This window comes from Arthrobacter sp. TE26545 (assembly GCF_056279005.1).
In genome coordinates, this window is the sequence record NZ_JBWBQM010000001.1 from 1230468 (window position 1) to 1255668 (window position 25201).

The 25201-nt window shown below is 67.2% G+C and carries 22 protein-coding genes and 1 riboswitch; of the genes, 15 read left to right on the plus strand and 7 right to left on the minus strand.

Annotated features, from left to right (window positions below; translation table 11 throughout):
- Positions 1-53: 53 nt before the first annotated feature.
- Complete coding sequence (locus ACZ9CK_RS05375; RefSeq protein ID WP_476049442.1) at positions 54-3971, minus strand: endo-alpha-N-acetylgalactosaminidase family protein; 3918 nt, start codon at positions 3969-3971, stop codon at positions 54-56.
- Between the two features lie 287 nt (positions 3972-4258).
- Between ACZ9CK_RS05375 and ACZ9CK_RS05380 the strand changes: the two genes are divergently transcribed.
- From ACZ9CK_RS05380 to ACZ9CK_RS05400, 5 genes are read left to right on the plus strand one after another with little or no spacing between them, the layout of a single operon-like run.
- Positions 4259-5188, plus strand: a complete 930-nt coding sequence (locus tag ACZ9CK_RS05380; RefSeq protein ID WP_426302712.1) for an SIS domain-containing protein — start codon at positions 4259-4261, stop codon at positions 5186-5188.
- Positions 5189-5196: 8 nt separating this feature from the next.
- Positions 5197-6171: an ROK family protein gene (locus ACZ9CK_RS05385; RefSeq protein WP_476049443.1), complete on the plus strand. Its 975-nt coding sequence runs from the start codon at positions 5197-5199 to the stop codon at positions 6169-6171.
- Positions 6168-7121: a 1-phosphofructokinase family hexose kinase gene (locus tag ACZ9CK_RS05390; RefSeq protein ID WP_476049444.1), complete on the plus strand. Its 954-nt coding sequence runs from the start codon at positions 6168-6170 to the stop codon at positions 7119-7121. Before ACZ9CK_RS05385 ends, ACZ9CK_RS05390 begins: the two co-directional genes overlap by 4 nt.
- Positions 7118-7957: a class II fructose-bisphosphate aldolase gene (locus ACZ9CK_RS05395; protein ID WP_476049445.1), complete on the plus strand. Its 840-nt coding sequence runs from the start codon at positions 7118-7120 to the stop codon at positions 7955-7957. The genes ACZ9CK_RS05390 and ACZ9CK_RS05395 overlap by 4 nt, the downstream gene beginning before the upstream one ends.
- 23 nt (positions 7958-7980) lie before the next feature.
- Complete coding sequence (locus ACZ9CK_RS05400) at positions 7981-8772, plus strand: DeoR/GlpR family DNA-binding transcription regulator (RefSeq protein WP_426302716.1); 792 nt, start codon at positions 7981-7983, stop codon at positions 8770-8772.
- Positions 8773-8796: 24 nt separating this feature from the next.
- Here the strand turns inward: ACZ9CK_RS05400 and ACZ9CK_RS05405 are convergent, their stop codons facing one another.
- On the minus strand, positions 8797-9477 hold the full coding sequence (locus ACZ9CK_RS05405) for a histidine phosphatase family protein (RefSeq protein WP_426302717.1): 681 nt from the start codon (positions 9475-9477) through the stop codon (positions 8797-8799).
- A 49-nt stretch (positions 9478-9526) separates the two neighbouring features.
- Between ACZ9CK_RS05405 and ACZ9CK_RS05410 the strand changes: the two genes are divergently transcribed.
- Positions 9527-10291, plus strand: a complete 765-nt coding sequence (locus tag ACZ9CK_RS05410; protein WP_426302718.1) for a CPBP family intramembrane glutamic endopeptidase — start codon at positions 9527-9529, stop codon at positions 10289-10291.
- 160 nt (positions 10292-10451) lie between these two features.
- Here ACZ9CK_RS05410 and ACZ9CK_RS05415 read toward each other — a convergent pair whose 3' ends face one another.
- A complete protein-coding gene (locus ACZ9CK_RS05415) occupies positions 10452-11090 on the minus strand; it encodes a VOC family protein (RefSeq protein WP_426302719.1) in 639 nt (212 codons plus the stop codon).
- A gap of 242 nt (positions 11091-11332) precedes the next feature.
- On the opposite strand from ACZ9CK_RS05415, the gene ACZ9CK_RS05420 reads away from it, so the two are divergent.
- Together ACZ9CK_RS05420 and metX are read left to right on the plus strand one after the other, a co-directional pair.
- Positions 11333-12649, plus strand: coding sequence for a bifunctional o-acetylhomoserine/o-acetylserine sulfhydrylase (locus ACZ9CK_RS05420; RefSeq protein ID WP_426302720.1), 1317 nt, complete (start codon positions 11333-11335; stop codon positions 12647-12649).
- A gap of 109 nt (positions 12650-12758) precedes the next feature.
- Positions 12759-12875, plus strand: a riboswitch (SAM riboswitch).
- A gap of 13 nt (positions 12876-12888) precedes the next feature.
- Entirely contained in the window at positions 12889-14010 is a 1122-nt protein-coding gene (metX, locus tag ACZ9CK_RS05425; protein WP_426302721.1) for a homoserine O-acetyltransferase MetX, read from the plus strand.
- An 11-nt stretch (positions 14011-14021) separates the two neighbouring features.
- Here metX and ACZ9CK_RS05430 read toward each other — a convergent pair whose 3' ends face one another.
- Genes ACZ9CK_RS05430 through ACZ9CK_RS05440 form a run of 3 tightly spaced genes read right to left on the minus strand, consistent with a single transcriptional unit; the run spans position 14022 to position 16499 of the window.
- Positions 14022-14405, minus strand: coding sequence for a hypothetical protein (locus tag ACZ9CK_RS05430; RefSeq protein ID WP_476049446.1), 384 nt, complete (start codon positions 14403-14405; stop codon positions 14022-14024).
- Positions 14406-14461: 56 nt separating this feature from the next.
- Positions 14462-15637, minus strand: a complete 1176-nt coding sequence (locus ACZ9CK_RS05435) for a winged helix DNA-binding domain-containing protein (RefSeq protein WP_476049447.1) — start codon at positions 15635-15637, stop codon at positions 14462-14464.
- Positions 15638-15680: 43 nt separating this feature from the next.
- Positions 15681-16499: an SGNH/GDSL hydrolase family protein gene (locus ACZ9CK_RS05440; protein WP_426303415.1), complete on the minus strand. Its 819-nt coding sequence runs from the start codon at positions 16497-16499 to the stop codon at positions 15681-15683.
- 91 nt (positions 16500-16590) lie between these two features.
- Here ACZ9CK_RS05440 and ACZ9CK_RS05445 point away from each other — a divergent pair, with 91 nt between their 5' ends.
- Positions 16591-17244 carry an alpha/beta hydrolase gene (locus ACZ9CK_RS05445; protein WP_426302724.1) on the plus strand — a complete coding sequence of 218 codons (654 nt, stop codon included), beginning with the start codon at positions 16591-16593 and terminating at the stop codon, positions 17242-17244.
- Positions 17245-17252: 8 nt separating this feature from the next.
- Here the strand turns inward: ACZ9CK_RS05445 and ACZ9CK_RS05450 are convergent, their stop codons facing one another.
- On the minus strand, positions 17253-17480 hold the full coding sequence (locus tag ACZ9CK_RS05450) for an RNA-binding S4 domain-containing protein (RefSeq protein ID WP_476049448.1): 228 nt from the start codon (positions 17478-17480) through the stop codon (positions 17253-17255).
- A 32-nt stretch (positions 17481-17512) separates the two neighbouring features.
- Here ACZ9CK_RS05450 and ACZ9CK_RS05455 point away from each other — a divergent pair, with 32 nt between their 5' ends.
- From ACZ9CK_RS05455 to ACZ9CK_RS05480, 6 genes are all read left to right on the plus strand, one after another.
- Positions 17513-18571: a DMT family transporter gene (locus ACZ9CK_RS05455; protein ID WP_476049449.1), complete on the plus strand. Its 1059-nt coding sequence runs from the start codon at positions 17513-17515 to the stop codon at positions 18569-18571.
- Positions 18572-18669: 98 nt separating this feature from the next.
- Positions 18670-20055 (plus strand): glycine--tRNA ligase, encoded by a 1386-nt coding sequence (locus tag ACZ9CK_RS05460; RefSeq protein WP_426302727.1) that lies wholly within the window; start codon positions 18670-18672, stop codon positions 20053-20055.
- A gap of 2 nt (positions 20056-20057) precedes the next feature.
- Complete coding sequence (locus ACZ9CK_RS05465) at positions 20058-21020, plus strand: GNAT family N-acetyltransferase (RefSeq protein ID WP_426302728.1); 963 nt, start codon at positions 20058-20060, stop codon at positions 21018-21020.
- Positions 21021-21121: 101 nt separating this feature from the next.
- Positions 21122-22576 carry a YibE/F family protein gene (locus tag ACZ9CK_RS05470; protein WP_476049450.1) on the plus strand — a complete coding sequence of 485 codons (1455 nt, stop codon included), beginning with the start codon at positions 21122-21124 and terminating at the stop codon, positions 22574-22576.
- Between the two features lie 44 nt (positions 22577-22620).
- Entirely contained in the window at positions 22621-23802 is a 1182-nt protein-coding gene (gene dusB, locus ACZ9CK_RS05475) for a tRNA dihydrouridine synthase DusB (RefSeq protein WP_476049451.1), read from the plus strand.
- 40 nt (positions 23803-23842) lie between these two features.
- Positions 23843-25153: a deoxyguanosinetriphosphate triphosphohydrolase gene (locus tag ACZ9CK_RS05480; RefSeq protein WP_426302731.1), complete on the plus strand. Its 1311-nt coding sequence runs from the start codon at positions 23843-23845 to the stop codon at positions 25151-25153.
- Positions 25154-25201: the final 48 nt, after the last annotated feature.

The following is a 25201-nucleotide window of genomic DNA, read 5'->3' on the forward strand; positions in this document are numbered from 1 at the left end:
GGCCCCTGGCCGGCAGCTGTTGATGCCGGCCAAGGGCCTCAGGACGCGATTTCCTAGGGGCTGCAGGTGAACTTGGCGTCCGCCCAGCCGGCGTGGTCGTTGCCGTTGCCGTCACCGGCGTCGTTGGCCACCAGATCCACATAGCGGGCACCGCTGACATCCACCGTGAGCGGAAGCGGTGCGCTGGCCGCACCGAGCACCGGTGTGGTGACCTTCGTGGTGCCGTCAGCCACCACGGAGAACTTCACGCTGCCGCGGGTCGCCTGGGCGTCGTCGATGCCGACCACGGCGGTGAAGGAGGTGCAGTAGCCGCCGAGGTAGTAGCGGATGGTGCTGTTGGCGTGGGCGCCCAAGCCCTTGGCGAAGACGGTGCCGTTGAGGGTGATCGGCCTGCCGTCCCCGCTGCCCTGCTCACCGTTGGACATGTCCTTCTCCACCGGACCCCAGCCATTGGTGGCGCTCACCCAGGGGTGGTCGCTGGCGAAGACCGTTGCCTGCGGAGGCTTGGGCAGGGTGCGGACGGTGGTGGTGGTGCTGATGGCGCGTTCTCCCACCGGGTCAGTGGTGGTGGTGTAGCGGGCCGTGGCCTTGATGGGGAAGTCGCCGTCGGCGGAGGCCGGGGCGGTCAGTTTCCAGGTGGTGGCCAGGCGGCCTCCCGCGGCAAGGGTTGTGGCCGTGGCGGGCGTCGCCGGCGTGGCTGTCCAGCCTTCGGGAAGGGCGAGTTCGACGGAAAGCTCCTTGATCTCCGCGGGCTCGTCGGAGACGAAGGTGGTCACGAAGTCCTGCGCCTTGCCCTGTTCGATCACGTCGCCCTGGAGCCTGGCGCTCAGCTGTGCGCAGGCCGGCACGGCGTCGGATGCGCCGAGGTCTTCCACCAGGAAGTTGTCGAGGGTGAAATCGGAACCGTTGGCGCTGCCGCTGCGCTGCAGCCCCACGAAGTAGTCGCCGCAGAAGCCGGCGTCCAGGATCTGCTCGAAGCGCGCCGTCGAGGTCTGCTCTCCGATCGCCTGGATTCCCGTGACGGCGGGACCCGCCTGGGAGTCGTAGCCGGAGATCCAGGAGTACTGCCCGGCCTTGGAATTCTGGTAATCGAAGGAAACCCGGTATTTGTGGCCGGGTTTGAACGGCACGGTGGCTTCCGTGGTGCGGTAGACCATGCCCGGTCCGCCGTTCGGGGCGCGGTTTTCATCGTGCGCGATCAGGGACCAGCTGCCGTCCAGGACCTCGTCGATCACATTGTTGTGCCAGCCCTTCTGGGTGAACGGCTCGTGGCGTCCCGTGATGTGCGTGCGTGGGTCCGTGCTGCCGCCGGCGTCGCCCTTCACGAAGGGACCCCAGCCCTGGTCGACGTCCTCGAAGTTCTCGGCCAGGACCCCGCTTGTGGCTACCCTGGTGGTCTTGACCGCACGGAAGTCGTCCAGGCGGACCTTGGCGGTGCCTTCTCCCGCGGCCACGCTGACCGTGGGCCGGACGCCGTTCTGTGGGATGTCCAAGAGCACCCGGAAGCGCTGGAAACGGGTGCCTGTCTTTTCGTCGGCGGCCACGTAGTTCTGCGCATTGGAGCTGTCGATGGTGAGGCTTTGGCTCGAGCCGCCCGGGACGTCCACCTTCAGGGTGACTGGGCGCTTCTTTCCGGCCTCGATCTCCACGTAGGCGCTGATCGAGTAGGTGCCGGCCTGGAACGGCAGCAGGGTCTGGGAAACGGACGGGGTGCCGGCGCCGAGCTCGGCGTAGCGGCGGCCCTTGCCGTCGCGCACGATCGCGGCCGCGCCCTTCGGGCTCCATTTGCCGAGGTCTGCGGCGTTGAAGCCGGGGTCCTTGAACCGGGTGCCCTCGCCGAAGGATGCGTCGGCCGGTAGGCTCACGGTCGCGGCGTCCGCGGTCAGCACGTAGGGCTGGCCGGGTTCGGCGGCGAGGGTGACCTGGCCGCCGGTCACTGGGACCTCGGCCACCTTGACCCGCCCGTTGTCGGTGAGCTTGAACTGCTGCAGCTTCGTGGCGCCGGCGAAGGCACCGGTGAGCTTCCAGGTGCTGCTGCCGCCAGCCGGGCTGTAGTGGTAGAGCTTGTCCTGCGGGCTGCCGGTCTTCGATGCCCAGGGGAGCAGGTACGTGCCGCCCTGCAGCACGGATACCCCGCCCACGGTGATGTTGCGTTCGGCTGTGGTGTTCCCGGTGACGGCCACGCCGTCGGCCAGCTCGATGCGGTCCTGGGTCCACTTGGTGATCTCGTGGTGCTGCAGGAATTTGGCGGGCAGGTTGGAATCCCAGATGTTCTTGTAGAAGGCGTTGTAGTCGTTCTGGCCCGTCCAGCCTTCGAACTCCACGATGTGGCTGACGCCGAGCTTCGGGTCGGGGTTCCAGACGTCGGACTGGGTGTTGTTGATGAAGCGCAGGATCTGCGAGTTGATGCCCTTGTTGCTGCTGCCGCCGTAGTTCTCGTCGTTGGCCCAATGCGACCAGGTGTTGTTGCGGGAGAGCTTGTCCGCCCACTCCGAACCCACACGGAAGCCGTTCTTGACCAGTTCCTGCTGCAGCCGTTCGGCCAGCCAGCCGTATTCGTAGTAGACGTCAACGTAGGCGAAATCCAGGTTGTCGTCCGTGGCGTCGGCGAGTTCCTTGACCCGCTGGGCCAGCTTGCCGGAATTGATGTCCTGCCGCTGGTTGATGTAGTACGACTGGTCCAGCCAGTTCCAGCCCAGCGACTTGTTGGCCGTCAGCAGGTCCTCGGCGAAGGACTTGGCTTCCGGGTAGATCTCCGTGGCGTTGATGTGCACGCCGAACTTGGCGTTCCAGTCCTTTCCGGCCGAGACAAGCTTGTTAAGGTCTTCCAAGCCGCCGGCACGGGTGTTGAAGTTGTTGCCGTAGTCCGTGTTGGCGGAGTCGTGGCCTTCGGAGGTGTAGCCCTTGAGCATGGCCCCCTGGCCCAAGCCGTCGGTGGCCAGCGCGATGCGCTTCACGTCGTCCAGGGTGCGCAGGAAGGGGTGGGTTGCCTGCGAAGCGAAGTTGAAGGGGATGTGGGTGACCACGTTGTCCGGCGTCTGTTCCCCCTTGTTGGCCTTGACCTGGATGGAACGCATCGCGATCGCGGCGTCCTGCCAGTCCACTCCGCCGTCGGCGTTGGCGTCCGTGGTGATGGCTACCCGGGTCCAGGGGAGTTCCTCGGTGGTGCTGGACCCTTCGGCACGGTAGAGCCACTGGCCGCTGGCGACTCCCATCCGGACAACACCGCTTCCGGCAGCTCCGCCGTCGTTCACGGCCTGCCGCCAGAACCGGCCCTGGTCCTTGCTGCCCGGCCCGGCAGAGGTGTCGTACAGCGCATTGGACTCCAGCGCGGCAGCCAGCTGCGAGGTGTTGGCCAGCGCATAGGCCGAGCTCTTGGGCGCCGCGTCCAAGGGCGTGCCGGCCGTGACGGGGATGAACAGGTCGCCGCTCTTCGCGCGGTCCACCGAGAGGCTGGCCGTGGAGATCTGGGCCCCTGGCTGCGCCGAGTTCACGGAAACCAGGTTGAGCTTGGGCAGTTGGAGCGTGCGGACCTGGAATTCGGGCGAATCGTGGATGGCGGTGACGTTGAAGGACACCACGTTGCCTGCCACGGAAAGGCGGGCATCGATGGTGGTGTTGCCGAAGTCCGCCAGGGTGAGGACGTAGTCCATGGTATTGCCGGCCGACTTGGACGACGTCGCGGAGACGCGCTGTTCGGTGCCGTTGATGGTGATGCTGGACAGCCGGCCGAGGGTTCCGTCCAGTCTGCCCTGGCTGGCTACATCTGTGTAGCCCAGGACCTGCGGGAAGGACGTGGAGACGTCCACGGCGAGGGTTCCTGAGTCCAGGGTCTCCGTGTCCAGGGTCTCCGTGCCGGCGACGGATTCGGCCGCGGCAGGGACGGCGGCGCTGAAGCCGAGGGAGCCGGCCGCGACGACGCAGGCGAGGCTCAGCCCGGCGAGGCGTTTGGGGGATGACAAGCGGGGCATAGTGCTCCTTCTTGAATTTTCCTTGCGAAGATCGGTCATGTTCTTGCGGACGGCTCAACTCTGCTTCATACGAACACAAAATGACAAGAGCTGAGCAAAAAGTCTCTTTTTAAAACAAAAAGAAACACGAATAGGCGGCGTGAACCGTTTGATCGCCATTGGGCGGCGTCTTGGGTGCCACACCTCACATGCGATCCTTGTGCGATTGAAGTTGATCGATTAGTGTTTTTATAGATCAAGAAACGTCAAACGCGCGTCGTGAAGCGCAGACAGGAACGGTGCGTCCGATGAGCAACACAGCCCTTGGTGCCTACATGGAGGAAGAGCTGGTTTCCCAGCCCGATGTCTGGCTCCAGGCCGTCGCCCAGGCCCAGGCGGACGACCAGGCAGAGCGGCTGCTGCCCGCGGACGGCGAGCGGGTCGCCGTCGTTGGCTGCGGTACCTCCTGGTTCATGGCGCAAAGCTACGCTGTCGCGCGGGAGGCCGCCGGCAAGGGCGTCACAGACGCCTTCGCGGCGTCCGAAGCCTTCCTGAACCACAACAGTGCCGGCCGCCAGTACGACGCCGTCATCGCTATCACCCGTTCCGGCACCACCACCGAGGTCATTGAGCTGCTGCAGGCCCTGAGGGGCAAGGTCCGCACCGTGGCGCTGGTCGGCGACGTGGATTCGCCGGTGGCCACCCTGGCCGACGCCGTCGTGGGACTGCCGTACGCGGACGAAAAGTCCGTGGTCCAGACCCGCTTCGCCACCACCGCCCTGGTCTACCTGCTCAGCAGCCTGGGGATTGAGCTTGGAGACGCCGTCGAGCAGGCCCGCCGGGCTGTCGCCGACCCCGTCTCCCAGGACCTCCTGGACGCGGAACAGTTCACCTTCCTCGGCACTGGCTGGACCATCGGCCTCGCTCACGAGGCCGGCCTGAAGATGCGCGAGGCCGTGCAGGGCTGGACCGAGTCCTACCCGGCCATGGAATACCGCCACGGCCCCATTTCGATAGCCGCGCCCGGGCGCGTCACCTGGCTCTTCGGCGAGCAGCCCGAGGGCCTGGACGCGAACATGGAAGCCACCGGAGCCCTGTACATCAATACGGGCAAGCACCCCCTCGCCGAACTTGCCCGGGTCCACCGCGTCACCCTGGAACGTGCCCGCGTCCGTGGCCTGAACCCGGACCTGCCGCGCAACCTCACCCGCTCGGTCATCCTCGACACCCCCGCCTAGGAGCCGTCATGGTTCTCGGAGCAGCTGGGGCGGCGGTACTTGCCTTCGATGTCGGCGGCACGGATATGAAGGTGGGCCTTGTCGACGCCCAGGGAAACGTCCTTGGCCTGCGCCGGGTCCGCACGCCCCGCGACCCCAACCGCCCAGCCGACGCCATCCTGGACCGGGTGGCCGAGCTCGCGCAGGAACTCGGGGCCGAGTTCCCCGAGCACCCGGTCCGTGCCGCCGGGGTGATCGTGCCCGGAATCGTCGATCCGGAATCCGGTGTGGGCCTCTACTCGGCCAACCTCGGCTGGCGGAACTACCCCTTTACCGCCGAGGCCGAGCGCCGGCTCGGAGTTCCCGTGGCCTTCGACCACGACGTCCGCTCCGCCGCCGCGGTGGAGCACCGTTACGGCGGCTCGCGGGAGTTCGACGACGTCGTGGTGATGGTGGTCGGCACCGGAATCGCCGCGGCCGTCTTTTCCGGCGGCAAGGCCGTGAGCGCCGGCGGTTTCGCCGGTGAACTCGGCCACGCGCAGGTCCCGGATCCCGACGGCAACGGAACCACCATCCTGGAAGCCGTGGGCTCGGCCGGTGCCGTGGCCAAGCGCTACACCGCCCACTCCGGGACTCCGGTTTCCGGCGCCCGGGAGGTCCTGGAACGCGCCCGTACCGGGGAAGAACTGGCGGCCAGGATCTGGGCCGACGCCGTGGACGCGCTCGCCTTCAGCATCTGCCAGTGCGTCAGCATCATCGGCACCGAGGCCGTCGTGATTGGCGGCGGCCTGGCCGAGGCCGGCGAGGAACTGCTTGAGCCGCTGCGCCGGCGCGTGGACAGCATGCTGGACTTCCACCGCCGTCCGGTGATCCTGCGGGCCCAGCTCGGCCAGGACGCGGGCCTGCTGGGTGCGGCGATGAATGCGAGGGCCCTCCTTGGCAGGGACGGTGCTGGCAGGGACGGTGCTGGCATGGACGGTGCTGGCATGGACGGTGCCGCATGAAGCGGATCGTCACTGTCACCCCGAACCCGGCCGTGGACCTGAGCTACCACGTGGCCGGTATCCACCCCGGCGCCAGCCACCGGGTGCCGGCGCCGCTCAGCCGCGCCGGCGGCAAGGGCCTGAATGTGGCCAGGGTGGCGCACCAGCTGGGCCATCCGGTCCTCGCCCTAGCCCCGTACGGCGGCAGTCCGGGCGCCGAATTCGCCGCCGAACTGGAAGCCAGCGGCGTTCCGCACGCACTGGTGCCCGTCGCCGGCCCGACCCGCCGGAGCATCGCCCTGGTGGACACGGTGGGCGGGGAGACCTCCATCTTCAACGAGGAAGGCAACCCGCTCCGGAGCAGCGAATGGCAGGCCCTGGCCGCTGTCGTCGTCGACGCCCTCTCGGCACAGGGCGAGGACGCCCCGGGCGTACTGGCTGCTTCCGGCAGCCTGCCGCCGGGTGCCCCCGCGGACTTCTACCCGGCCCTGGTGCGCCTCGCGCACGACGCCGGGATCCCGGTAATCGTCGATACCTCCGGTTCCGGGATCCTCGCCGCAGCCGAAGCCGGGGCGGATTTGCTCAAGCCCAACCACCATGAACTCGAAGAAGCCACGGGGGAGACGGACCTCGCGGCCGGAGCCTGGCGGCTGATCGACCTAGGCGCGAAGACCGTGCTGGTCAGTGCCGGCGCGGACGGCATGCTCGCATTCAGCCATGCCACCCCGGACGGGTACTGGCGGGCCAGGCTGCCCGAAGCCCTCAGCGGCAACCCCACCGGTGCCGGGGACGCCGCCGTCGCCGCGGCCGCCACGGCCCTGGCCGCCGGGGTCACGGACACCAGGGTGATCCTCCGCCGGGCCACCGCATGGTCCGCCGCGGCGGTCCTGATGCCGGCGGCAGGGGAAATCTCGCCGCGCTACGCGGAACTCGAAGAACAACTCATCATCAGCTGGGAGGACAATCGGTGAGCCTGGTCAATACCCGGGAATTGATGGAGGCCGCCGCCACGGCCGGCATCGGCCAGGGCGCGTTCAACATCATCCACCTTGAAACCGCCGAGGGGCTGGTGGCCGGCGCGGAAGCGGCCGGAGTGCCCTTGATCCTGCAGATCTCGGAAAACTGCGCCAAATTCCACGGCGGCCTGGAACCCCTGGCCCGCGCCGCCCTGGCCATCGCCCGGGACGCCTCGGTTCCGGTGGCCCTGCACCTTGACCACGCCGAATCCGAGGAGCTCGCCCTGCAAGCTGTGGACCTCGGCTTCGGCTCGGTGATGTACGACGGCGCCCACCTTCCCTACGCAGAAAACGTCGAAGCAACGCGCCGGGTGGTCGCCTACGCCCATGAACGCGGGGTCCACGTCGAGGCCGAGCTGGGCAAAGTGGGCGGCAAGGACGGGGCGCACGCACCCGGCGTCCGGACCGATCCCGGCGAAGCCCGCGACTTCGTGGCGGCCACCGGCGTCGATGCCCTGGCGGTCGCCGTCGGGTCCTCGCATGCCATGACCGAACGCAGCGCCCGGCTGGATCTGGAACTCATAGCCCGGCTCAAGGACGCCGTGCAACTGCCGCTGGTGCTGCACGGCTCTTCCGGCGTAGCAGACGAGACACTAGTGGCGGCGATCCGGGCCGGTATGACTAAGATCAACGTATCCACACACTTGAACGGATTCTTCACGCGCGCTGTCAGGGAGTACCTGGACGCCAATCCCTCGGTGGTGGATTCCCGCAAGTACATCGCGGCGGGCCGTGATGCCCTGGTGGTGGAAACCGCCCGTTTGCTGACGTTGTTCGCGAAAGTGAACTAGAAACCGCCTTTGGAAGGTTCGTGATGACCCGTACAGATCGGCTGACTGCCATCCTCGATCTCCTCGCAGAGTCAGGGCATGTCGAGGTCGAGGACATCGTGACCCGACTGGGGGTTTCGCCGGCCACCGCACGGCGCGACCTGGACAGCCTGGCCAAGCAGCGGCTGCTCAGCCGCACCCGCGGCGGGGCCACCAAGGGCGCCGTGGCTTACGACCTGCCCGGCCGCTACAACCGGGACGACCACGCCGAGGCCAAGCAGCGGATCGCCCTGGCCGCGTCCGAATTGATCGCCCCCGGTGCAGTGGTCGGCCTGAGCGGCGGCACCACCAGCACGGCCCTCGCCCAGGTGCTTTCCACCCGTGAAGACCTGAACGCGCCCTCCAACAGGCCGATGCTCACGGTCGTCACGAACGCCATCAACATAGCCGCGCAGCTCGCGGTGCGCCCGAACATCAAGATCATGGTCACCGGGGGCATCCTGAACCCGCGCTCCTACGAGCTGGTGGGACCCTACACGGACGTGATCATGCAGAAGGTCGCATTGGACATCGCCTTCATCGGCGTGAACGGCGTTGATCCGAAGATCGGACCGACCATCACCGACGAAGGCGAAGCCATGGTGAACTCCGCCATGGCACGCCGCGCCACTGCGTCCTATGTCCTGGCGGACTCCAGCAAGATCGGCAAGCGTTCCTTCGCCACCATGGCAGGGTACGAGTTCAAGCGGCTCATCACGGACAGCGGCATCAAGCCGGCGGACAAGGCCGCCTTCGAAGCCGCCGGAACCGAAGTGACGGTCGCCGAACTCGACTAGTCCCCGCCGGCCCCCGCACGCAAGCTAGAACTTCAGGGGCGGAGCGTCCAGCACGGTTTCGTCCACCCGCCGTTCCACCCACTGGGTGAACGGGGTGTCCAGGTCGTATTTGCCGGCCTCGTTGCGAACCAGGGTCCGCAGCTCGGCATTGCCCGGATTGTTGAGGGACTCGAAGTATTCAACAGACCAGTGGAACCAGCGCATGCAGAACAACCGCATGGTCAAACCGTGTGTGACCAGCAGCGTGTTCGGGGCGTAGTCCGGCTTCTCCCAGTGCCGGTACAGGGTTTCCATGAAGGATGAGACGCGGTCGTACACATCGGATCCGGACTCGCCTTCGCGGAAGCGGTAGAAGAAGTGCCCGTACAGGTTCCGCAGTTCCTTTTGGTCCTCGATCTCGCCGGCGATCTGGAAATTGGCCCAGTCCTGCTCGCGCAGCCGGGGCTCCTCGATCACCCGCTCCGTCAGGCCGTCAAGCCGCAGCGCCTCAAGGGTCTGGTAGGCCCGCAGGTAGGGCGAGACATACACGCACAGTTGCTCGCCGTCGAGCTTCCTGCGCAGTTCCTCCCCGGTGCGCCTGGCCTGCTCGAGCCCAAGTTCGGTCAGCGGGATCCGGTAGTCCGGCACGCGATTGTAGATCGACGTGTCCACGTTGGCGGCCGATTGGCCGTGCCGGACCATGAAGATACGTGCTGGCGCGCTCATCCCACCAAGCATAGGCAAACACCCAGGGAAATGAAGGCAAGATAGGACCATGCTCGTTGCCTCCACGCGCCGCCTGCGCGCCGAAGTCCTCATCGTCCTGGGCCTGTCCCTGGGCCAGTCCGCGGTGTACTCGGTGGTGCAACTGCTGGACAAGATGAGCCGGGCCCCGCTGGCGCAGGGAACATCGACCCTGAACGCCTCGCGGAACAGCCGCGAGTACTTCGACCTGACCTACCAGCTGCTGGACATCGCGTTCGCGCTCGTGCCGGTGGTGCTGGTGTTCTATTTCCTCTCCCAGCAGCGCGCCCCCTCGGAGCAGGAATCTGCCTTCGAGCGCCTCGGCTTCACCATGGCGCGGCCGGGCCGGGACCTCCTGCAGGGCCTGGGCCTGGCGGCCCTCATCGGCGTTCCCTCGCTGGGGCTGTACGCGGCGGGCAGGGCGATGGGAATCACGACGGCGATCATCCCCAGCGGACTGGACGCCTATTGGTGGACGGTGCCGGTGCTGATCCTCTCAGCGGTGCGGCACGCCGTCGTCGAGGAAGTGATCGTGGTGGGCTACCTGCTGGACCGCTTCGGCAAATTCGGCTGGAGCATGCCGCTGGCCATCGGCCTGAGCGCCCTCCTGCGGGGCAGCTACCACCTCTACCAAGGCTTCGGTCCGTTCATCGGCAACGCGTTGATGGGCCTGGTCTTCGGCTGGGTGTACAGCCGCACCAAGCGGGTCATGCCGCTGGTGGTGGCCCACGCCCTGCTGGACATCGTGGCCTTTGTCGGCTTCAGCCTTTTCGGCAAGGCGGTGGGGCTGGGGTGAGCCGAGGGTACGGCTGTGCCACCCCAGCCGCGGAACCGCTTAAAGGTGTCCGGGGCTTAAAGGTGTTCGGCCGCCGTCGCCGGGTGACGTCATTGTCACTCGCCGATGGCGGCCGAAGTTTTGGGCCGGGGTGCCGCCCGTGGCGGCACCCCGGATGGGGTCAGATGGTGACGGCCCCGCTGGCTGTTTCAAAGGTGACGGACATGATGCCCGGGACACCGTGCGGAGCAACCCACTGGACGGCGACGTCCTCGAGCGGCTTCTCCACGGGTTCGCCCAGCCACTCGGTCACGCGGGCAGCCGACCCGGCGATGGTGAGGCTGGACATCTTGACGTCGCTCGCGTAGACGAGGGACGGGTGCAGTGCGGGATCGCCTTCCCAGCGGAGCAGGTACGGTACCTGCGGATCCGCGATCAGGCCGAGGATGCCGATCTGCTGCCAGACAAGTTCCCGGCCGTCAGGGAACTTGCGGTTGCCGGGAACCGCGGAGCGGCCCAGTCGTTCTTCAAAGGGGGACAGGTCGTCGACGGCGACGCACCATCCCATCCATCCACCGCCGGTGGCGGAGCGTGCCCGGACAGCTTGTCCGAACGGTGCTTTGTCCGACGCCGGGTGGTCCAGGACCTCCACAACTTCCAGGTATTTGTGGTCTGCGAGCGGAATAATCATGTTCCGCGTACCGAAGCGCGGGTGCACTCCGCCGCGGACCGCATCCACTCCCAAAGCTGCGGAAATCCGCTCTGTGGTGGCCATCAGGCCATCCTGTTCACAAGCGTAAGAGACGTGATCCATGCGCATGCCACTCATCTTGGCACTTTGTGATTGAGCTCTCAGCTTAGCCAAGCCTAAGTAAGGTAGGACATCTGAGAAAACGTGTCCCGGGCAAGTAACGGAAAGACTCGGCAGGACCGAAAAAGACCGTCTTCTTCACAATGCTTCAGCGCGGCCCGTGAGCCTTCCTAGACTGGCCGCACGGCACGCTGGAGGGGGAACAGCTCCCTTGGCCGGCCGGACCAGTACACACATCAGAAGGAGGCGCAATGTCGCAAGGTTGGTCATTCGAAACACGCCAGATACATGCCGGCCAGGAGCCGGATGCCGCGGCGGGTGCGCGCGCCCTGCCGATCTACCAGACCACGTCCTTCGTGTTCCCGAGCGCCGAGAGCGCGGCAAACCGCTTCGCCCTGGCGGAGTTGGCGCCGATCTACACGCGGATCGGAAACCCCACGCAGGACGCGGTCGAGCAGCGGATCGCCAGCCTCGAAGGCGGCCTCGGGGCCCTCCTGCTCAGCTCCGGGCAGGCCGCCGAAACGTTCGCCATCCTCAACGTAGCCGAGGCGGGGGACCACATCGTGGCCAGTCCCAGCCTGTACGGCGGAACCTACAACCTGCTGGCCCACACCCTGCGGAAGTTCGGGATCTCGGTGACCTTCGTAGCGGACCCGGATGACCTGGGGCAGTGGCGCGACGCGGTCCGGGACAACACCAAGCTCTTCTTCGCCGAGGTGGTATCCAACCCCCGCCAGGACGTCCTGGACATCGAGGGGGTGGCCGGCGTCGCCCATGAAGCCGGCGTCCCGCTGATCGTGGACAACACCCTGTCCACCCCGTACCTGATCCGGCCCATCGAATGGGGTGCGGATATCGTGGTGCACTCGGCCACCAAGTACCTTGGCGGCCACGGCGCGGCGATTGCCGGGGTGATTGTGGACTCCGGCAACTTCGACTTCGGTGCCCACCCGGAGCGTTTCCCGAACTTCAACACGCCCGACCCCAGCTACAACGGCCTGGTCTATGCGCGCGACCTCGGCAAGGACGGTGCCCTGGGCGCCAACCTGTCGTACATCCTGAAGGCCCGCGTCCAACTGCTGCGCGACCTCGGTTCGGCGGTCTCTCCGTTCAACGCCTTCCTCATCGCGCAGGGCCTGGAAACCCTCAGCCTGCGGGTGGAACGCCATGTGGAGAACGCCGCCAAGGTGGCGCAATGGCTGGAAGGACGGGACGACGTCGAATCCGTCGCCTATGCCGGCCTGCCGTCCAGCCCGTGGTTCGACCGGGGCCGCAAATACGGACCCCGGGGGACCGGGGCCGTGGTCGCCTTCACCATCAGGGGCGGCCTCGAGGCGGGCAAACGCTTCGTGGACGCCCTGGAACTGCACTCGCACGTGGCCAACATCGGCGACGTCCGTTCTTTGGTGATCCATCCTGCGTCCACCACCCACAGTCAGCTGACCGCGGAACAGCAGGCCGTGGCCGGTGTGAATCCGGGGCTGGTGCGCCTCGCCGTGGGCATCGAGCATATCGACGACATCCTGGCCGACCTGGAAGCTGGCTTCCGGGCCGCCAAGGCCGACTGACACGCGGCGATAGACGTGTCCGGGCCCGCGCCATGCCGGGCCCGGACCGTCACAAAGCTGTCACATTGTTCGCGTTGGCGCAGGGGTTCTTCCTACACTCGAAGCCAAAGGTCACGAGTGCCAGCGCTAAACCCCGGTTTGCTGGCCGGCAACCCTCCGTCCGTGGCGGGGTGCCCCGGGTGAAGACCTGGCCTGCCGGACAGCTGTCGGCAGGCAAGCACGAGGTTCAGGGGTTCTCCATGACGATTGCCGCACCGTCGGTCACCAACAAGCGCAGCGAAGATGGCACGGTCAAGTACGTTTCCATCGGCGCATTGGAGCTTGAGGCGGGAGGCTTCCTCCCGGACGTGCTCCTCGCCTATGAAAGCTGGGGCACCCTCAACGCGGACGCCTCCAACGCGGTCCTCATCGAGCACGCCCTCACCGGAAGCACCCACGTGGCCCGCGGCGGAAGCGACGAAGAAGGCTGGTGGGAACAGCTCGTCGGCCCCGGCGCGACCATCGACACCGAGCGCTGGTTCGTGGTCTCCGTCAACATCGTCGGGGGCTGTTACGGCAGCACCGGGCCGTCGTCGAACGCGCCCGACGGCAAACCCTGGGGTTCCCGGTTCCCGCTGGTGACCCTGCGCGATTCCACCGCCGCGGAGGCCAGGCTCGCCGACGCCCTCGGGATTGACCGCTGGCACGCGGTGATCGGCGGCTCCATGGGCGGCGCGCGCGCCCTCGAATGGGCGGTCAGCTACCCCACCCGGGTGAAGAACTGCGCGGTGATCTCGGTGGGCGCCTACAGCACAGCCGAACAGATCGCTTTCGCCCAGGCGCAAACGCTCGCGATCCGCCAGGACCCCGCCTTCAACGGCGGAGACTACTACGACGGCGCGGCGCCCGAAGCCGGCCTGGCCCTCGCCCGGCGGATCGCACACATCACCTACCGCTCCGCCGATGAACTGGACTTCCGCTTCGGCCGGAATGCCCAGGGCAACGAGACCCCCCTGCAGGCCCCGGCCCTGGGGGAGCGCGGCCGCTACCAGGTGGAAAGCTACCTCGACCATCAGGGTCGCAAGCTGGTGCAGCGCTTCGACGCCAACAGCTACATCGCCATCACTGAAGCCCTGATGAGCCATGATGTTTCGCGCGGCCGCGGCACACTCGAGGAGGCTCTCTCCCGCACGGAGGCGAACTTCTTCGTCGCCGCCGTGGACTCGGACCGCCTCTACTTCCCGGAGCAGTCCCGCGAACTCGCAGAAGCCCTGCCCGGCGGCGTGGAAGTCCACACCATCGAAGCCCCGATCGGCCACGACGGTTTCCTCACCGAGATCGGCCAGCTCGGGCCGCAGCTGGGTGCAGCCTTCTTCGCGTAGCTTCTGCCGCCTCAGCCGTTCATGATTTCCTGGCGGAGTCTCATGTACTCCTCCATGGCGATCTTGCCGTCACTGAACCGCTGGTCCAGCTCCGCCAGTTTGCGTGCCCGGTAGCCTTGCGGTTCCGCCGGTGCGGGAACGGGCGACGACGGCGGTCCGGCGGGTTCCTGATGAGGCACCGGCGCTGCGGGCCCGGCGGGGGACTGCCCCTGGTATGGCTGCGGGTACTGGTTCGAAACGTAATCGGGGAGCTTGCCCGGGTGGCCTCCCTGCTGGAAACGTCCGTCCGGGTAGCCGCTGTTGCGGATGCGCCGCTGCTGGGAACGCTTGTACATGCGGATCCCGAACGGGATCAGCCACGAGCAGACGATAATCCAAAAGAACAGATTGTTCATGGGGCCACCTCATTCCACCTCAAGCTTAGCGCCGCGATTGCGCTCAACCGGCCCCGTCAGATGAGCTTCACCGGCATCCCGAGGAACGCGCCGTACCGCGCGGCCTCGGCCTCGAGGGCGGCGTTGCGGTCCGCGTCCAACGGCCGGTCCATCCTGACATCGAGCCGGCATTCACCGCCCGAAACATCGTGCCGCCACCAGCCCGCCAGCCGTCCGTCCAGCAGGACCACATGAACGGGCGATCCTGCCGATCCGAAGTAGGGAGCCGTTCCACCAAGGTGGTTCCGGGTCTGCGAATAGCCCATCACATACTCGTCGTAGCACTGGATCAGGTCGATCTTCGGCGCGTCCGGGCCGGAGGTGGGTGATCGTCCGGCGAACGCGGCGGAGGCCGCGGCGTCGAGCTCCTCGGCCGCAAGATGGAAGTCCATTCCATCCCTGTTGAATGAGGCAAGGGCGCCCGGCGAGACTTCCGCGGCCAGCCGCAGGCCCTCCCGCACCTCGCCCCTCGTCAGGCCGGACCACGCGGCACAGTCGTTCACCGTTGCAGGCCCGCGGCTCCTGAAGTACCGGAGCGTGAGCTGCCCCAGGGAGGCCTCCCGTCGCCCGGCCGCCCCGGAGGCGCCGTTCCCCACGGACGGATCCCGCTGGGCCCGTTCCGGAAACGAGGCGTACGTCTGCTTCAGGGCTCCACCTGCCGAGCGTACCGGCGCCCCGCTGACTAGGACCCGGTTGATCTCCGCATGCATCAGCAGATAGATGAAGCCCAGCCCTTTGTTGGGGAAGCCCGCATTTCCGAGCACCGTTGCCAGTTCCTCGCGGGTCTTGTGGGCGCCGCCGGCAACCGCGGCCGCCAGGATGTCCGCGCTTCGGGCAGCAGCTTCGGCGTCCACGCCCGTTTGCCGGTACATGCCCTTGTTCCCCTGGTGCAGGCGCGGAGCGGACAACTCCATGAGCCAGTCCAGATCGTCGCGGTGCACGAAGTGCCAGGTGGGCCGCAGGACATGCGTCCGCAGGACCGTGCCGTCGGCAACGGCCTCTTCCACCCGGGCTGCAAGTCCTCCGACGCCGTCGGCTGCGCCGTTTCCGCAGCGCTGCGCAAGCGACCAGCGGGCGTAGGCAAACTCCTGGGACTGGACGGCAAGCAGGTTCTTCAGGGCGTCCTCAATGCCGCCCGCCCGGGGCGGCCGCAGCTGCTGGCGCCTGAGCCTGCTGCCGATAAGCCAGTCCATGCTGCCGCCCGAGTCCACACCGCCACCCTGGTCCACAGGACCGTCAGTTCCGCGGCAGCGCCGCGTCCGCAGGCCCGAAGACGGGGCCCGGCGTCGGGCGCTTGGGGGAGATCCCGTCGCCGGAGGACTGGTGGCGGATCCGCCGGATCACCCACGGCACAAGGTATTCGCGCGCCCAGACGAGGTCCCCGCTGCGTGCTTCCCGCCAGCTGCGCAGCGGCAGGGGCTTCGGGGTGTACGGCTCCAGCTTGTGCGGCACGTTGAGCGCATCGAGCACCATCGTGGCGATGGTGTGGTGGCCAAGGGGCGAGAAATGCAGTCGGTCCTCGTCCCACATCCGCGGGTCGGCAAGTTCGCGCAGGGACCACATGTCGGCCACCACGGCGTCGTGGCGGGCCGCCACCGTGCGGAGGTTCTCGTTGTAGATGGCAACTTTGCCGCGGATGCGGCCCAGGACGGTGGACCCGGTGTCGGGGCCGTTGAAGAGCACCACTGTGGCACCGTTCGAGCTCAACCGCCCGACGGCGCCGTCCAGCTTCTCGGCCAGCGCGTCCGGATCCCCGCCAGGCCGGATGAGGTCGTTGCCGCCCGCGCTGATCGAAATGAGGTCGGGCTTGAGGGCCAGGCACGGCACGAGTTGTTCGTCGAGGATCTGCTGCAGCAGCCGGCCGCGGATCGCCAGGTTCGCGTACGCGAAGTCACCGTGCCCGCGGCTCAGTTCCTCGGCCACCCGGTCCGCCCAGCCACGGTGGCCGCCCGGGCTGCCGGGTTCGGGGTCGCCGATGCCCTCGGTGAAGGAGTCCCCCAGGGCCACATAGCGGCTCCAGGGATGGTTCGGTTCGTCCACGGCGGGGTGGGCCATGGGATCAGTGGCACTCACGTTGTTGTCCTGCCTCTTGATGCATAGCTACGACGGTAACTTGTTACTCGTGGGTAACTGTAAGAATAGACCCATGAGTCAAGCAGCTGCCTTCCCTGCCCCTGTTGTCCTGTGGTCGCACGAGGAAGGGGAGCGGGCCGGCAAGCCGCTGCTGGTGCTGCTGCACGGCTATGGCTCCAACGAGGCGGACCTCTTCAGCCTGGCTGGGCTGCTTCCGGAGGAATTTGTCGTTGCTTCCCTGCGTGCCCCCATCCCGATGGGTCCGGGCTTCACCTGGTTCCCGCTTACGGCCTCCATCGACTACTCGCTCGACGCCGTCAAGCTTGCGGCCGACTACGCCCTCGCCTGGCTCGACACCGTCAAGCAGGACCACCCTTCAGTGACCCTGCTCGGATTCTCCATGGGCATGGCCATGGCCACCTCGATGCTCCGGCGGCGTCCCGCGGACTTTGCCGCCGTCGTCGGGCTTTCCGGATTCGCCGTCGACGCCGGTGCTGACGCCGCCTTCCGGGACGCCGAACTGGACGGCACGGTCCCGCTGTTCTGGGGCCGCGACCAGCAGGACCCCGTGATCACCCCTGACAAGATCGAATTCACCATGGGCTGGGTGCGCAAGCACACGGACCCCACCAAGGTGCTGTACACCGGGATGTGGCACGGCATCAACCAGCAGGAAATCGGGCATGTGGGCGAATTCCTCACCCACAAGGTGCTCACTGCCAATTAGCGTTGGCATTAAGAGGCGACAATCCTCACGGTCTGGCCGTTCACCGTCACGGAGTCTCCAGCGTGCAGCTGGCGGCCGCGGCGTTCCTCGATGTCCCCGTTGACCTTCACCAGACCGTTCTTGATCAGCTCAGTGGCCTCCACGCCGTCCTCCACGAGATTGGCGAGCTTCAGCAGCTGGCCCAGGCGGATCATTTCGTCGCGGATGGGTACATCGTCGATTTCGGGGTTGCTCATACAGCAATGATGCCTGAAGTAAGGTGGTGAAAATGCCGCAGTCGTCCCGCCCCGTGCTCCGGACCTCAATGCCGTTGCCGACCGGCCTGCTGCTTGCGCTGGCCAACGGTATCCTGCTGCCGGTCCAAGGCCGGATCAACACTGCGCTGGGGGCCAGGCTCGACGACGGCGTCGCGGCCGCCGTCGTAAGCTTCACTACCGGGCTGGTACTGATCGCCGTGATCGGCCTTGCTCTGCCGAAGGGCCGCGCTGGATTGCGCCGGATAGTGCCTGCCGTCAAGGAGCGCAGCTTTCCGCGGTTCTATGTGGTGGCCGGCGGGATCGGCGCCCTCTACGTGATTGCCCAAACGTTCACCATTGGCCTGCTTGGCGTCGCGCTGTTCACGGTAGCCGTGATCACGGGCCAGACCCTGAGCGGACTACTGGTGGACAGGCTGGGGATTGCGCCCGGCGGGAAGCGTTCCATCACAGGGGTCAGGATCTTGGGAAGCGTCCTGACGATTGCCGCGGTAGCCTGGGCTGTCTCGCCGCGCTTCGGCGCCGCCGCCGACGCCGGCTCTTTGCTGCTCCCGATCCTGTTGCCGGTTGTGGCGGGTTGCCTCATGAGTTTCCAGCAAGCGATGAATGGTACGGCAACTGTGCACTACGGCAGTCCCGTCGCCGCCACCCTGGTGAATTTCCTTGCCGGGACGGTCCTCCTCTGGTGCGCCTGGCTCATCAAAGTGTCGCTGCTTGGTCCCGGCTACGCCCTGCCCGCTGAATGGTGGTACTACGTGGGCGGGCCCATAGGCTGCGTCTTTATCGGCCTGGCTGCTTTGCTGGTCCGCAGCCTCGGTGTCCTGGTAACGGGGTTGGGAATGATTGCGGGCCAGCTGCTCGGATCGCTCGCGCTTGACCTGGCCCTGCCGGCTCCTGGAACCGTGGTTGCCCTGCCCACGCTCCTGGGCACGTTGCTCACGTTGTTTGCCATCATCGTCGCCACCTTGCCTTGGCCGAAGGGTGCGCTCTCTTCCCGCCGGCCAGCCAAGGGCAGTCTGGCCGGGCGCGGAGGCGGGCCACGGCAGGGCGGGGGCCAAAGGCCGGTAGGCTAGGACAGGCAGCATTCCTGCCCAGCTTTCCTTCGCGCAGTCTTCAACTGCGCACCAGCGCGGACCGCACCCAGCGGCCCTGTAGATCATTGGAGTCACCCATGGCAGCAAAATCCGTCCTCGACCAGGTCATTTCCCTCTCCAAGCGAAGGGGCTTTGTCTTCCAGGCCGGTGAAATCTATGGTGGCTCGCGTTCTGCCTGGGACTACGGCCCCCTCGGCGCGGAGCTGAAGGAAAACATCAAGCGCCAGTGGTGGCAGTCCATGGTCCGCGGCCGCGAAGACGTGGTGGGCCTGGATTCCTCCGTGATCCTGCCCAAGCAGGTCTGGGAAGCTTCCGGCCACGTGGAGGTCTTCTCCGATCCGCTGGTCGAGTGCCTCTCCTGCCACAAGCGCTACCGGGCAGACCACCTCGAGGAAGAGTACGAGGAAAAGAAGGGCCGCCCCGCCGAAAACGGCCTGGCCGACATCGCCTGCGCCAACTGCGGCACCCGCGGCCAGTGGACCGAACCGCAGGAGTTCTCCGGCCTGCTCAAGACTTTCCTGGGCCCCGTCGCCAGCGAAGAAGGCCTGCACTACCTGCGCCCTGAAACCGCGCAGGGCATCTTCGTGAACTTCAGCAACGTGCTCACCACCTCCCGGAAGAAGCCGCCGTTCGGCATCGGCCAGATCGGCAAGTCCTTCCGGAACGAGATCACCCCGGGCAACTTCATCTTCCGCACCCGCGAATTCGAGCAGATGGAGATGGAATTCTTCGTCGAGCCCGGCACGGATGAAGAGTGGCACCAATACTGGATGAAGGAGCGCATGGCCTGGTACACGGGCCTGGGCATCCGCGAGGAGAACCTGCGCTTCTTCGAGCACCCGCTGGAGAAGCTCAGCCATTACTCCAAGGGCACCACGGACATCGAATACCGCTTCGGCTTCCAGGGCTCCGAATGGGGCGAGCTCGAAGGCATTGCCAACCGCACGGATTTCGACCTCTCCACCCACTCCAAGGCTTCCGGCCAGGACCTGAGCTACTTCAACCAGGCCACCAACGAGCGCTACATCCCGTACGTGATCGAACCCGCGGCCGGCCTGACCCGTTCCTTCATGGCGTTCCTGATCGACGCCTACACCGAGGACGAGGCCCCCAATGCCAAGGGCGGCGTGGACGTGCGCACGGTGTTGAAGCTGGATCCCCGTCTGGCGCCCGTGAAGGCCGCCGTGCTCCCGCTGAGCCGCAACGAGGACCTCTCGCCCAAGGCGAAGGAACTGGGCACCCAGCTGCGCAAGAACTGGAACATCGACTTCGACGACGCCGGCGCCATCGGCCGCCGCTACCGCCGCCAGGACGAGATCGGCACCCCGTTCTGCATCACTGTGGACTTCGACACCCTCGATGACCAGGCTGTGACCATCCGCGAACGCGACACCATGAGCCAGGAACGCGTGTCCCTGGACAAGGTGGAAGGCTACCTGGCAGCACGGCTGATCGGCGCCTGAGCGTGGCGGTCGAATACAGGGAATGGCGCGAGGGCGACGACCTCGCGCTCCTGGAAATCTGGGGCGGACCCGAAACCCTTCCGGCCCAGCAGTTCCGTGCCGCCCTGGCGCCATCCAGCAACGCTCCGTGGCGCCGATGCATCGTGGCCGAAGATGTTGTGGACGGCGTCGCCATCCCGGTGGCGGCCGCCGTCGTCCACGAAGCCTCCCTCCACCCGGAGCGGCTGTGGGCCTACATCGAGGTCGCCAAGGACCACCGCCGCAACGGCATCGGCGCCACGCTGCTGACCATGCTGCGCCGCGAAGCCGAGCTGGCGCCGTCGGGCGTTTCGAAGCTGCGCAGCAAGGTGGAGCCCGGCACCCCCGGTGCCGCCTTCGCCGCGTGGGCCGGACTCGCCCCGATCCAGCGTTCGCAGCTGGTGGTGGTCCACCCCGAGGCGCTGAAGCTCCCGGTCTTCGGCGACGGCTCGGAAGAAGCCGCCTCCGAACAGGTCGAAGACCTGGCCACCGGTTCGGTGGAACTGAGCGACGTCGTCGGCCGCTACTACACGGCCGTGCACCACTGGGACAACCCGGGCGAGCTGGGGATTCCCACCGTGCAGCGGATGTTCCTGGACGATCTCAGCGGCGCCCACGGCGCCGTGGTACTGCGCGCGCCGAAGGCCAGCGCCTTCGGCACCGGGGTACCCGCCAGCCGCAAGGGCAAGATCCGGGCGTTCGCCGTCAGTTATGCCACGGGCAATGCCGACGACGCCTCGGAGGTCTTCCTCGGCCACGAACCGGCGCTGGACGCCGGCGATGCCGCGCAGGCGGTAGGGGAGCTGCTGGCCCTGATCGCCTACCAGCATCCCGTGCTGCTCGAAGTGGACGACGCCATGGCCGCCCTGCGCGGGGTCCTGGACCCGCTCCTGGCCCAAGGCAAGGCGCACGTCGAGGGCGCGGACACACAGGTCGTCAGCGACTGATTTTCGGTGGAGCCCAACTAGCTCGCATTTGTGGTCGTTTTGAGCCCTCAAAACGACCACAAATGCCAGTCAGTTGGGCCAAGGGATGGGGAAAGAAGGCAATGGGTCACGGACACGCACACAACCCCGCCGAGGTTACGGCCGAGTCACTCCAGGCACGCAAGCGGGCCAACTGGCTGCTCGCAGCGGTTCTGGTGCCGCTTGGCGTGCTCACCGTGGTGGCCATGCTGCTTCTGTGGCCGTCCGGCAGCAAGGAGGGCCTCACCCTCGCCAGCCCGTACCAGGCGGCGCCCGGGGTCACCTTCGACACCGGAAGGATCCAGTCCGTCCTCCAGGAAAGCTGCAGCCAGGCCAACACCGGCGCCGAAATTCCCCCGGCCGGCCAGCAGGGCGGGCAGGACGGCTCCAATTGCACCTTCGCGATGACGCAGCCCGACGCCGGCGGCAGCCCCGTCAAAGTTGTGATCAACCCTGACGTCGCCAAGAGCCACGGCGTCAAGGCCGGCGACGAGATCCGTTACCTGAACCTCTCCCAGGTGCAGGCCGCCGGGACCGGCTCGCCTGCCTACGTTTTCGTGGATTTCGTCCGGACCATGCCGATCGCGCTGCTGGCCGTGCTGTACGCCGTGGTGGTGATCGCCGTCGCGCGCTGGCGGGGCTTCCGCGCCCTGCTCGGCCTGGTGGGTGCCTACGTGGTGCTGGTCAGCTTCATGCTCCCTGGCCTGGTGGACGGCAAGCCGCCGCTGCTCGTGGCACTGGTGGGCTCCACGGCCATCATGATCGGCGTGCTGTATTTCGCGCACGGCTTCTCGGCCCGGACTTCGACAGCGCTTCTGGGCACGGTCTTCGGCCTGGGCATCACCGCGTTGCTCGCGGCCTGGGCAACCAGTGCCGCGAACCTGGCCGGAGTGGGCAACCATGATGCCGCCACGCTGGTGAACATGTCGGACCGGATCTCGATCTCCGGCATCATCCTGTGCGGACTCATCATTTCCGGCCTCGGTGTGCTCAACGACGTCACCATCACCCAGTCCTCGGCAGTGTGGGAACTCTACGAACTGGCCCCGGAGACCACGGCCCGCAAGCTCTTCAGCTCCGCCATGCGGATCGGGCGGGACCACATCGCCTCCACCGTGTACACGATCGCGTTCGCCTACGCCGGGGCCGCCCTGCCGATCCTGATCATCGTGATGCTCTACGACCGGCCGTTGCTGGACACCCTCACCAGCGCGGAACTGTCCGAGGAAGTGGTGCGGACCCTGGTCGGTTCCATCGGCCTTGTCCTCGCGATCCCGGTCACCACATTGATCGCCGTGCTGGTTGTCAAAGCCACCGGTCCGCGCCGTGGTTCCGTGCCTGCGGGCGCCGGAGCGGCAGGCAGCACAGCTGCGGAGGACGCCGACGCCGGCCGGGTCCGCGAGCTGGAAAGCTCGCCGACTGCGGTGGAAGGCTACGCCTCGCTCGACACCGGGGAACTGGCCGCCGTCGTCGAAACCCGCCGCGCCCGCCGGGACGCTGAGCGCCGCGATGCGGTAAGCCGCCGCCAGGGCAGTTAGGCGACTGCCGGGGCTGATTTGCCCGGCTTTGGCACAATGGATAGGTGACTGTTGTAGCAACCCCTCCTTCGCCGAAGCTCGAGCTGCCGCCCCTGCAGCTGGGCAACATCACCGTGGACACCCCCGTGATCCTGGCCCCCATGGCCGGCATCACGAACTCGGCGTTCCGCCGGCTGTGCCGCGAATACGGCGGCGGACTCTACGTTGCGGAGATGGTCACCTCGCGCGCCCTGGTGGAGCGGACGCCTGAGTCGCTGCGCATCATTTCGCACGACGACGACGAAAAAGTCCGCTCGGTACAGCTCTACGGCGTGGACCCTGTGACAGTCGGGGCCGCCGTGCGCATGCTGGTCGAGGAAGACCGTGCCGACCACATCGACCTCAACTTCGGCTGCCCGGTCCCGAAGGTCACCCGGCGCGGCGGCGGTTCGGCGCTGCCGTGGAAGATCGACCTGTTTACCGCGATCGTGCAGACCGCCGTCAAGGAAGCGTCCAAGGGGAACATCCCGCTGACCATCAAGATGCGCAAAGGCATCGACGAGGACCACCTGACGTACCTCGACGCCGGCCGGATCGCCCGCGATTCCGGCGTTGCCGCCGTCGCGCTCCATGGCCGCACCGCGGCGCAGTTCTACTCCGGCCAGGCCGACTGGTCCTCGATCGCCCGGCTGCGCGAAGCCCTGCCGGACATCCCGGTGCTCGGCAACGGCGACATCTGGTCCGCCGAGGACGCCGTCCGCATGGTCCGGGAAACCGGCATCGACGGTGTGGTGGTGGGCCGTGGCTGCCAGGGCCGGCCGTGGCTGTTCGGCGACCTCCAGGCCGCGTTCGAAGGCAGCGAACAGCGCCACCGTCCGGGCCTGCGCCAGGTGGCAGAGGGTGTCTACCGGCACGCCGAGCTGATGGTCGAAACCTTCGGCGGCGACGAATACAAGGCCCTGCGCGAAATCCGCAAGCACACGGCCTGGTACTTCAAGGGCTATGTGGTGGGCGGGGAACTGCGCGCCAAGCTGGCCACCGTGCCCACCCTGGAGGTGCTGCGCGGACTGCTGGACGAACTGGACATGGACCTGCCGTACCCCGGCGAGGATTCCGAAGGGCCGCGCGGCCGTGCGGGATCGCCCAAGAAGCCGGCCCTGCCCAAGGACTGGCTGCTCAGCCGGGCCCTGAACGAGGAACAAAGCCGCGACATTTCGGCGGCAGAACTGGACGTTTCCGGCGGCTAGGCGTCATTCACCCAAGCCCCGGCATGGAAGACTAGGCCACATGGGAACCGAAGCATTGTCCGCCGCCAGCCGGAGCGATTCAGTTCCGGCCATCCCGGGCTACAGCGAGGCCGACTCCACCCGCTGGGTCCAGGAACCCAGGAAGAGCAACTACCGTTCGGATTTCGAGCGGGACCGTGCCCGGGTGCTGCACTCTTCGGCGTTGCGCCGGCTCGGGGCCAAGACCCAGGTGGTCGCTCCGGACACCGACGACTTCGTGCGCACCCGGCTGACCCACAGTCTTGAGGTCGCCCAGGTAGGACGCGAGCTCGGCCGGGCCCTGGGCTGCGATCCCGACGTCGTGGACACCGCCTGCCTCAGCCACGACCTCGGCCACCCGCCGTTCGGCCACAACGGGGAGTCCGCCCTCAACGAGCTGGCCCACGCCATCGGCGGCTTCGAGGGCAATGCCCAGACCCTGCGCCTGCTGACCCGCCTCGAGCCCAAGGTCCTCACCCCCGGCGGCGAACCCGCCGGACTGAACCTGACGCGCGCCAGCCTGGACGCTGCGTCGAAATACCCCTGGTCCGCCGCGGACGCCCCGGTAATCCACGGGCACCGCACCAGCAAGTTCGGCGCCTACGAGGACGATCTGCCCATCTTCGCCTGGCTACGCGAGGGCGCCCCGGGCAACCGCTCCTGCATCGAAGCGCAGGTCATGGACCTGGCCGATGACATCTCCTACTCGGTGCACGACGTTGAGGACGCGATCGTCGCCGGCCACTTCCAGCTGAAGTGGCTGGACAACCCGGACCACCGGGCGCGCGTGGTGGGTTACACCCGCCAGTGGTACCTGCCCCACAACGAGCCCGCCGAGATCGACGCGGCCCTGGCCCGCCTCGAAGCCACCAGCGTCTGGGTCCGGGAAGCAGACGGCAGCCGCAAGTCGATGGCGGCCCTGAAGAACATGACCAGCCAGCTGATCGGACGCTTCTGCCAGAGCGCCCTGGAAACCACCCGGCTCCACTTCGGCCCGGATCGGCTCACCCGCTTCAGCGCCGAGCTGATGGTCCCGGAGGAAACCGTCACGGAGATCGCCGTGATGAAGGGCCTGGCCACCACCTTCGTGATCTCCACGGACCACCGCCAGCCGGTCTACGAGCGGCAGCGTGAGGTCCTGCACGCCCTGGTGGGCGTGCTTAGCGCCACCGGCGACCGGCACCTGGAGCCGATGTTCGCCGCGGACTGGCGTGACGCCGTCGACGACGGTGCCCGGCTCCGGGTCGTCGTCGACCAGGTGGCCTCCCTGACGGACGCCTCCGCGCTGGCGATGTACGAGCGCCTGGTGGGCAGCCTGCCGTCGCTCTGGTGAGGTCCCCGCTGGGCACGCCCGCGGCTTGCCCAGCGGCTAGGATGGTCC